The organism is Streptomyces lushanensis, from assembly GCF_001700515.1.
Lineage (GTDB): Bacteria > Actinomycetota > Actinomycetes > Streptomycetales > Streptomycetaceae > Streptomyces > Streptomyces lushanensis.
On record NZ_MAUD01000247.1, the window covers coordinates 1 to 9,208 of the forward strand.

Below are 9,208 nucleotides of genomic sequence, written 5' to 3' on the forward strand. Positions count from 1 at the left end.
GCAGGCGGGGCCGTGGGGCCGGACAGGCGGGCCGGGGACGGGCGATCGCGGGAGCGGTCGGCGCCGCCCGATGGCGAGCCGACGCCGTTCATGAGATCAACGTACGGACGATGTCCGGTGGTTGTCCGCCTCCCTGGTCAAGGGCGTACCTCTGACGAAAGGAAGAGGTACAGATACGGTCAAAAGTGCTGCCGTTGAAGGTCGTTCCGGGACGATGATCCGTAAAACTTGCCGGGAGGGGCGGCATATGGGGCGGGAGTTGGCTCTGAACTCTCGTACAGTTTGCGCCGTGGGATCTTTGCGCAATCCGGTCGGGCCGCTTCCCTCCACCATCTACTGGCGACGGAGGGTGGTAGCGGCGACGCTGGCCGCGCTGCTCGCGCTGCTGGTCGTGTGGTTCGTCAGTTCCAGAGGGGACGGCGGCAAGCCCGAGGGCGACACGTCCGACGGCGCCAATCCGGCGACGTCCATCACGCCCGGGCCGTCCCCGTCAGGACCGGCGATAAGTGAACAGCCTGGCGGGCGTGACGAGTCGGACGGCACCGGCGACGGCGGTGGCGGGGACGGCGGTACGGACTCCGGCGCGGACGGCGGCAAGAACGGTGATCCCGCGCAGACCGCGGGCGCGGGCGGCACGGCGGACACCGGTGCCGGAGGCGCGGCCGGTACGGGCGGCGCGGGCGGCACCGCGGGCGTCGGCGGTACCGGCGGTGCGGCGAACGGCGGCGCGGGCGGCGGAGGCACGGGCACCGGCGGCGACGGTGCCACCGCGGGCCGGGCGGTCGGCGCGGGCTCCGGGCTCCCGGACTGCGCTCCCGGCTCCCTCGCGCTGACGCTCGCCACCACCAAGGTCGCCTACGCCCCCGGCGAGAAGCCCGCGTTCCGTCTGGCCGTCAAGAACACCTCAAGTACCACCTGCAAGGCGGACTTCGGGCCGAAGTCGATGGTGCTGACGGTCACCGACGCCGAGGACGACGAGGTCTGGTCCTCCGCCCACTGCCCGAAGACCGGCGCGCAGTACTTCGAGGTCCCGGCGGGCCGGACCGTCACCCGTACCGTGCGCTGGGACCGCAGGCAGAGCGCGCCGCAGTGCGCCACACCACCCGCGGGGGCCGTCGGCCCCGGAACGTATCTGGTGGAGGCCGCGACGACGCGCGCCTCGGTGAAGCAGGGCCAGCAGTCCATCCGCCTGGAGAAGGACTGAGCCGGCGGCGGTGTCCCCGGACGGTGAACGCCCCGGTCCCCTCGGCCGGGGCGTTGTCGTCGCCGATCCCGATCCCGATCCCGGTCCTGTTCACGTTCTCGTCCGTACGGGCGCCCGCGCGCGTACGGACGGCGGTGCCCCCACGGGTCAGACGTACCGCTCCAGGATCGAGGACTCCGCGAGCCGCGACAGGCCCTCGCGGACGCTGCGCGCCCGCGCCTCGCCGACGCCGTCCACCGTCTGGAGATCGTCCACGCTCGCCGCCAGCAGCTTCTGGAGCCCGCCGAAGTGCTCGACCAGCCGCTCGATGATGGCTCCGGGCAGCCGCGGCACCTTGGCCAGCAGCCGGTAACCACGCGGCGAGACCGCGGAGTCGAGCGTCTCCGGCGCTCCGCTGTAGCCCAGCGCCCTTGCCACGGTGGGCAGTTCCAGCAGCTCCGAGTGGCTCAGCGAGTCCAGCTCACCGAGCGCCTCGTCGACCGTACGGGCCCGCTTCGCGGTCGGCTCGGGCACATAGTCACGCGCGACCAGATCCCGCTCCGGCTCCACGCCCGCGATCAACTCGTCGAGCTGGAGGGAGAGAAGCCGGCCGTCGGTGCCGAGTTCCACCACGTACTCGGCGATCTCCGTGGCGATCCGGCGCACCATCTCCAGCCGCTGTGCCACCGCCGTCACGTCCCGGACCGTCACCAGGTCCTCGATCTCCAGGGCGGAGAGCGTGCCCGCCACCTCGTCGAGACGGAGCTTGTACCGCTCCAGGGTCGCCAGCGCCTGGTTCGCCCGGGACAGGATCGCCGCCGACTCCTCCAGGACCCGGCGCTCCCCGTTCACATACAGCGCGATCAGCCGCATCGACTGGGAGACGGAGACGACGGGGAAGCCGCACTGCTTGGACACCCGGTCCGCGGTGCGGTGCCGGGTGCCGGTCTCCTCCGTGGGGATGGAGGACTCGGGGACCAACTGGACACCGGCCCGCAGGATCTTGGTGATGTCCTTGTCCAGGATGAGCGCGCCGTCGAGCTTGCACAGCTCGCGCAGCCGGGTCGCGGTGAACTCCACGTCCAGCACGAACCCGCCCGTACACATCGATTCGACGGTCTTGTCCATCCCCAGGACGATGAGACCGCCGGTGTTTCCGCGCAGGATCCGTTCCAGCCCGTCGCGCAGGGCCGTACCCGGCGCGACCGCGCTCAGGGAGGCGCGCATGAGCGCTTCGTTGCCGGAGCCCGCGCCGGACTTTCCGGGTGCTGATGCCCGGTCGTTGGCTGCCACTGCACTCCTCCGGCTCGTACGGATGGGCGAGACCAGGGCAAAGTCTACCGGCGAGCGTTGTCCTCCCGTGGGGCCTCCGCACGACCCCGGCGCGGCAGCACCCTGAGAGCATCACCCATGTCGGCGACTTCTGTGACCTTCATACCGGCGGGGATCTTCCCCGGATCGGCCGGAACGAGGGCCTGGGTGAAGCCGAGCCGATGGGCCTCCGCCAGTCTGCGCTGCACGCCCGTGACCCGTCTCACCTCGCCCGCGAGGCCCACCTCGCCGATCGCGACCAGGTTCTTGGGCAGCGGGGTGTCGCTGGCCGCGGAGGCCAGCGCGAGGGCGATCGCCAGATCGGCGGCGGGCTCGGTGAGCTTCACACCGCCGACGGTGGCGCTGTAGATGTCCCGCTTGCCGAGCGCGCTGATCCGGCCGCGCTGCTCCAGCACGGCCAGCATCATCGAGACCCGGGAGGTCTCCAGGCCCGAGGTGGTGCGTCGGGGCGAGGGGATCTGCGAGTCGACCGTCAGCGCCTGCACCTCGGCGACGAGCGGACGGCGGCCTTCGAGCGTGACCGTGAGGCAGGTGCCCGGCACGGGCTCGTCACGCCGGGTGAGGAAGAGCCCGGACGGATCGGTGAGACCGGTGATCCCCTCGTCGTGCAGCTCGAAGCAGCCGACCTCGTCGGTGGCCCCGTAGCGGTTCTTGATACCGCGCACGAGCCGCAGCCGGGCGTGCCGGTCGCCCTCGAAGGACAGCACCACGTCCACGAGGTGTTCGAGCAGCCTCGGTCCGGCGATCGCGCCGTCCTTGGTGACATGTCCCACGAGCAGGGTGGCCATACCGCGCTCCTTGGAGGCCCGGATGAGCGCGCCCGCGACCTCTCTGACCTGGGCCATCCCGCCGGGCGCGCCGTCGATCTCGGGTGAGGCCACGGTCTGCACGGAGTCCAGGATCAGCAGGGACGGCTTGACCGCGTCGAGATGGCCGAGGACGGCGGAGAGATCGGTCTCGGCGGCGAGATAGAGATGGTCGTGGATGGCCTTGATCCGGTCCGCGCGCAGCCGGACCTGGCTCGCGGACTCCTCGCCCGTCACATAGAGCGTGCGGTGGTCCTCGCCGGCCGCCTTCGCCGCGACGTCGAGCAGCAGCGTGGACTTGCCGACACCCGGCTCGCCCGCGACCAGTACGACGGCGCCGGGGACGAGACCGCCGCCGAGCACCCGGTCCAGCTCGGCCACGCCCGTGGAGCGCGCGGTGGCGGTACGGACGTCCACCTGGCCGATCGGAAGCGCGGCGGTGGAGACCCGGCCGGCCGCGGTGGTGCGGACCGCGGGCGCGCCGTACTCCTCGACGGTGCCCCAGGCCTGGCATTCGGGGCAGCGGCCGAGCCACTTGGCGGTCGTCCAGCCGCACTCGGTGCAACGGTAGGACGGCCTGTCCTTCGCGGTTTTCGTACGGGCAGCCATGGCGTCACCGTATAGGGCCCCACCGACAACACGGCCGCCGACGACGATCCGGCCGGCGCTGCCGGCGCCGGCAGCGCCGAGAACCGCCGGCGCCGACCGCTCCGGAACTCGCCGAAGCGTGCTCCCGGTGTCCCCTTTTGAGCGATACATTCACCCGTATGAGTTAAATGTGCTCAAGGGGTGTGAAGGGCGTGGGCCCCGCTGTCTACCGTCGCCGGGTGATGAGCAGCAGCCCCGAATCCGCCCCGCACACCACCGGCGCACATCGTGCGGCGCGTCGTGCGCCCCGTTCGGTGGCGCGGCGCCCGCCCGCGCGCTACGAGCCGTATCTGGACGGCCTGTTCACGTACTGCCTCTCCGTGCTCTGCGACCACGACGACGCGACCGCAGTGCTCGGCGACACCCTGTCGATCGCCGAGCGCCAGCACGGCCGGTGCCCTTCGGAAGAGGGGGAGCGCAAAGCGTGGTTGTACGCCCTCGCCCGCTGGGCATGTCAGCGCAAGCTCACCGAACAGCGTCGTCACCGCCCCGGGGCGCACTCGGCGCACCGCGCGCCGGAGCCCGCCCCGGCGGCCGAGGTCCCACCGGAGACCGCCGCGCGCCACCGGCGCGAACTCGCGCTGCTGGCCTGGCCCGAGGCCGCGGGGACGACCCCGGAGCAGCGCGAGATCCTGGAGCTGGCCGTACGCCACCGGCTGGGCCCGCGCGAGGCCGCCGCCGTGCTCTCCCTGCGGCTCCCGGCCGCCCGCGAACTGCTCGCCTCCGCCGCCTGCGAGGTGGAGCGCACACGTGCCGCGCTGGCCGTCGTGGACAGCGGTGACTGCCCTTCCGTCGCCCGGCTCACCGGCGACAGCCAGGTTCTGCTGTCCGCCGCGCTCCGGCGTGAACTGGTCCGGCACGTCGACGACTGCCCGCGCTGTCGCCGTACCGCCGAGCGTGCCGAGGCCGCGGGCCCCTGGCCGGGGTCGCCCGCCGCGCCCGTCCCTCCCGCCGCGCCCGGCATGCCCGGCGTCGGCGTCCCTTCCGGCGCGGGCGCCGGTGTACCACCGCGTACGCCGGTCCCGCCGGGGTCCGGCAGTTCGGGCGGCTCCGCGGGCCTCTCCTCGTCACGCGCGGTCTCCCCGGCCGTCCTGCCGCTCGTCACAGCGCCCAGGACCGCCGCGTACGCGGCGATGACCCGTGTGCCACGGGCCCGTACGCCAGCGCCGCGCTTCGGCCGCGACGGATTCCCGATGGACCCCAAGGACCGGGCCGCCCGGCGCGACCGGCTGCGAGCACGTGCCGTGACCACCACGGTGGTGGCGACCGTCGTCGCCGCACCCGTGCTCGCTCTCTGGGCCGCCTACAGAGGCGCGCCGCCGACCGGGGAGGGCGGCGAAGGCTCCTCGGTCAGCGCGGGCGAGGCGGGTGAGGCCGGCGGGCGGCCGTACGACCACTACGAGAACACCGGAACCGCCGCGAGCGGCCCCGGCACGGGCTTCGGCAGCGACCGTACGTCGGACGTCTTCGTGGAGGTCGTCAGCGACGGTACGGCCGTGCCGTCCTCGCTGCCGGGACAGCCCGCTCCCGGCCGGATCACGGTCGAGGCGGCGCCGGCCGGTCCGGCGGGCGGTACGACGACGATCACGCTCCGGGCGTCCGGCGGCGCGCCGGTCGCCTGGACCGCGGGGACGACCGCTCCCTGGCTCCGGCTGAGCAGCCACTACGGCATGCTCGCACCCCGTGAGTCCGTCACCCTCCGGGTCTTCGTGGATCACCGGCGCGAACCGTCCGGGCCCTGGAGCGCGCGGATCGCGGTGTATCCGTCGGGTTCGACGGTGAAGATCCACGGCTACGGCGCCGGACCGCCGGCCTCCGGCCGTCCGCCGCTCCCCGGTCACCAGGGCCGTCCCGGTCATGAAGGCCGTCCCAGCGGCGAAGGCCGCCTCGGTCACCAGGGCCGTCCCGACCACCCTGGTCGCCACGGCCATTCGGGCCGCCCGCCGCGTCCCGAGGGCCCCGGTCGCCCAGGGCCCGGCGGTCCGGCCTCCCCGGCCTTCCCGGGCACCTCGGAGCCTTCCGGTCCCTCCCGCCCGGGTCCGTCCCGCCACACCGGTCCCGCGCCCTCGGTCCCGGGCGGTCCCGGGCCTTCCGACCCGGGGCCCGGTCCCGGATCCGGATCCGGATCCGGTGATCCGGGCCGGATCCCCGGCGACCCGGCCCCGTCGGATCCGGCTCCCCCGGCTCCACCGCCGGGCGGCGGACCGGACTCACCCGGCACTACGGGCTGACCGACGGCCTGCGAAGACCGACGGCCTGGAAGATCAGCGGCGGACGGGACCGGTGCCCGATGCCCGGAGTCCTGCGCCCGGCCCCGCTCAGGTCCCCACGGGATCCGCCGGATGCGGCGCCACCAGCGGAAGCTCGCTCGCCACCCGCCGTTCGCACAGCTCGGCCAGTTCGTCGTACGCCGCCTTGCCCATCAGCTCCGTCAGCTCCGGCCGGTAGGTCTTGTACACCGGCTCGCCCGCGCCGTGCGCCGATGTCGCCGACGTGCACCACCAGTGCAGATCGTGGCCGCCGGGACCCCAGCCGCGCCGGTCGTACTCACCGATCGACACCCGCAGCACCCGCGTGTCGTCCGGCCGCTCGATCCAGTCGTACGTACGACGCACCGGAAGCTGCCAGCAGACGTCCGGCTTCGTCTCCAGCGGTTCGCGCCCTTCGCGCAGCGCCAGGATGTGGAGCGAGCAGCCCGCGCCCCCGGCGAAGCCCGCACGGTTCTGGAAGATGCAGGAGCCCTTCCAGCGCCGCGTCTGGCGCTCGCCGTCCTCGTCGGTCTGCGTCCAGCCGCCCTTCGCGCCCTCGCCGTGGAACTGCCACAGCTCCGGAGTCAGACGCGCCACGTGCCCGGCGACCCGCTTCTCGTCGTCCTCGTCGGAGAAGTGCGCGCCCAGCGTGCAGCACCCGTCGTCGGCGCGGCCCGCCTGGATGCCCTGGCAGCCGCTGCCGAAGACGCACGACCACCGTGAGGTGAGCCAGGTCAGATCGCAGCGGAAGACCTGCTGTTCGTCGGCGGGATCGGGGAACTCGACCCAGGCGCGAGCGAAGTCGAGGCCCTTCTCGTCGGGGACCGGAGCCGCGTTCGCGGTGTCTCCGGCAGCCCGGGTTCTCCCGGTATCTCCAGGATTTCCGGCATTCCGCTTGTTCCGTGTATCGCGGACCTCCCGGACCTCCTCCGGTCGCTCCTGCTTGTTGGGTCCGTTGGCTTTGCCCGGCTTCGCCTTTTTCGTCTTTGGCACAGGTCCAGCGTATGCGCGCGCTCGCAGTAGCGTTCCGTTCATGAGACTCGGAGTTCTCGATGTCGGTTCGAACACCGTTCATCTGCTGGCCGTGGACGCCCACCGCGGCGCCCGCCCGCTGCCCGCGTACTCGCACAAGGCGGAGCTGCGGCTCGCCGAACTGCTCGAAGCGGACGGTGCCATAGGGGCCGAGGGCGTCGACCGGCTCGTGGCGACCGTCGCGGACGCGCTCCAGACCGCCGAGGACAAGGGCTGCGAGGCCGTGCTGCCGTTCGCGACCTCCGCCGTACGGGAGGCCAGCAACGCCGATCAGGTGCTCGGGCGTGTCAGGAGCGAGACCGGTGTGGACCTCGAAGTGCTCACCGGTGAGGAGGAGGCCCGGCTCACCTTTCTCGCAGCCCGCCGCTGGTTCGGCTGGTCGGCCGGGAAACTGCTGGTCCTGGACATCGGCGGCGGCTCCCTGGAGATCGCGTACGGACTCGACGAGGAGCCCGACGCCGCCGTCTCCCTGCCCCTGGGCGCGGGCCGGCTGACGGCCGCCTGGCTGCCCGGTGATCCGCCCGACCCGGTCGACGTGAAGGCCCTGCGCCGTCATGTGCGCGCCCAGATCGCCCGTACGGTCGGTGAATTCGCCCGGTTCGGCACACCGGACCATGTGGTGGCGACGTCCAAGACCTTCCGGCAGCTCGCCCGGCTCGCCGGTGCCGCGCGCTCCGCCGAGGGCCTGTACGTGCAGCGCGAACTGAGTCGTACGTCACTGGAGGAATGGGTCCCCAAGCTGGCCGCGATGACCTCGCTCCAGCGCGGCGGGCTCCCGGGTGTCTCGGAGGGGCGGTCCTCCCAGCTGCTGGCGGGAGCGCTGGTCGCGGAGGGTGCGATGGACCTGTTCGGGCTCGAAGTGGTGGAGATCTGTCCCTGGGCGCTGCGCGAGGGCGTCATCCTGCGCCGACTCGACCAGCTCCCGACGACCTAGAGGGTGCCCTTACGCTGTCCCCGTGGCAGAACCAGTGGTGCGGGTCCCGGATGCGAAGGTCGCCCTGTCGACGGCCTCCGTCTATCCGGAGTCCACGGCGACGGCTTTCGAGATCGCCGCGCGCCTCGGGTACGACGGTGTCGAGATCATGGTCTGGACCGATCCCGTCAGCCAGGACATCGAGGCGCTGCGCCGGCTCTCCGACTATCACGGGGTGCCGGTACTGGCCATACACGCGCCCTGTCTGCTGATCACCCAGCGGGTGTGGTCGACCGACCCGTGGGTGAAGCTCCAGCGGGCGCGGGCGGCGGCCGAGCGGCTCGGCGCCTCCACGGTGGTCGTCCATCCGCCCTTCCGCTGGCAGCGGCAGTACGCGCGCGACTTCGTCACCGGCATCTGGCGGATGGCGGGCGAGACGGACGTACGGTTCGCGGTCGAGAACATGTACCCGTGGCGGTACCGGGACCGCGAGATGCTCGCGTACGCGCCCGACTGGGATGTCACCAAGGACGACTACCGGCACTTCACGGTCGATCTCTCGCACACGGCGACCGCCCGTACGGATGCCATGGGCATGATCGACCGGATGGGCGACCGGCTCGGCCATGTCCATCTCGCGGACGGCAGGGGCTCGGCGAAGGACGAGCATCTCGTACCGGGACGGGGCACCCAGCCCTGCGCCGAGCTGCTGGAACGGCTGGCGGGCAGCTCGTTCGACGGTCATGTGGTGATCGAGGTCAATACCCGGCGGGCGATGTCCTCGGCGGAGCGCGAGGCGGACCTGGCGGAGGCGCTGGCCTTCACCCGACTGCATCTGGCGCGGGCCGCGGCGCGGCCCGGCGCGCGACCGGGAGTGCCGTCGGCGGGTCCGCCGGCGACCGCCGCGCAGGAGCCGCCGTCCTCCCCGGCGCCGACGGCCGCCTCCCCGGCGCCGTCCCGGGCGTCCTCCCCGGACTCGTCCCGGGCCGCGTCCTCCGCTCCCTCCCGGGACCGGTCGTCCCCGGACCGGTCCCGGGAGGGAGCG

6 protein-coding genes and 1 pseudogene are annotated in these 9,208 nt (G+C 72.9%); 4 read left to right on the forward strand and 3 right to left on the reverse strand.

Features of this window, described 5'->3' with window-relative positions:
* The first annotated feature begins 289 nt into the window (after positions 1-289).
* Positions 290-1,204 carry a hypothetical protein gene (locus tag BFF77_RS20435; RefSeq protein WP_066952046.1) on the forward strand — a complete coding sequence of 305 codons (915 nt, stop codon included), beginning with the start codon at positions 290-292 and terminating at the stop codon, positions 1,202-1,204.
* A gap of 147 nt (positions 1,205-1,351) precedes the next feature.
* On the opposite strand, the gene disA is transcribed toward BFF77_RS20435, so the two are convergent.
* Entirely contained in the window at positions 1,352-2,476 is a 1,125-nt protein-coding gene (disA, locus tag BFF77_RS20440) for a DNA integrity scanning diadenylate cyclase DisA (protein ID WP_066952048.1), read from the reverse strand.
* Positions 2,477-2,520: 44 nt separating this feature from the next.
* Positions 2,521-3,930 carry a DNA repair protein RadA gene (gene radA, locus BFF77_RS20445; RefSeq protein WP_066952050.1) on the reverse strand — a complete coding sequence of 470 codons (1,410 nt, stop codon included), beginning with the start codon at positions 3,928-3,930 and terminating at the stop codon, positions 2,521-2,523.
* Positions 3,931-4,151: 221 nt separating this feature from the next.
* On the opposite strand from radA, the gene BFF77_RS20450 reads away from it, so the two are divergent.
* A complete protein-coding gene (locus BFF77_RS20450) occupies positions 4,152-6,200 on the forward strand; it encodes a sigma-70 family RNA polymerase sigma factor (RefSeq protein ID WP_066952052.1) in 2,049 nt (682 codons plus the stop codon).
* Between the two features lie 87 nt (positions 6,201-6,287).
* On the opposite strand, the gene BFF77_RS20455 is transcribed toward BFF77_RS20450, so the two are convergent.
* Entirely contained in the window at positions 6,288-7,211 is a 924-nt protein-coding gene (locus BFF77_RS20455; RefSeq protein ID WP_066952054.1) for a DUF3109 family protein, read from the reverse strand.
* A gap of 40 nt (positions 7,212-7,251) precedes the next feature.
* Here BFF77_RS20455 and BFF77_RS20460 point away from each other — a divergent pair, with 40 nt between their 5' ends.
* Both BFF77_RS20460 and BFF77_RS20465 read left to right on the forward strand, forming a co-directional pair.
* Entirely contained in the window at positions 7,252-8,184 is a 933-nt protein-coding gene (locus BFF77_RS20460; protein ID WP_066952056.1) for a Ppx/GppA family phosphatase, read from the forward strand.
* Positions 8,185-8,206: 22 nt separating this feature from the next.
* A pseudogene (locus BFF77_RS20465) lies at positions 8,207-9,022 on the forward strand (sugar phosphate isomerase/epimerase family protein); the annotation flags it as partial.
* Between the last annotated feature and the right edge of the window lie 186 nt (positions 9,023-9,208).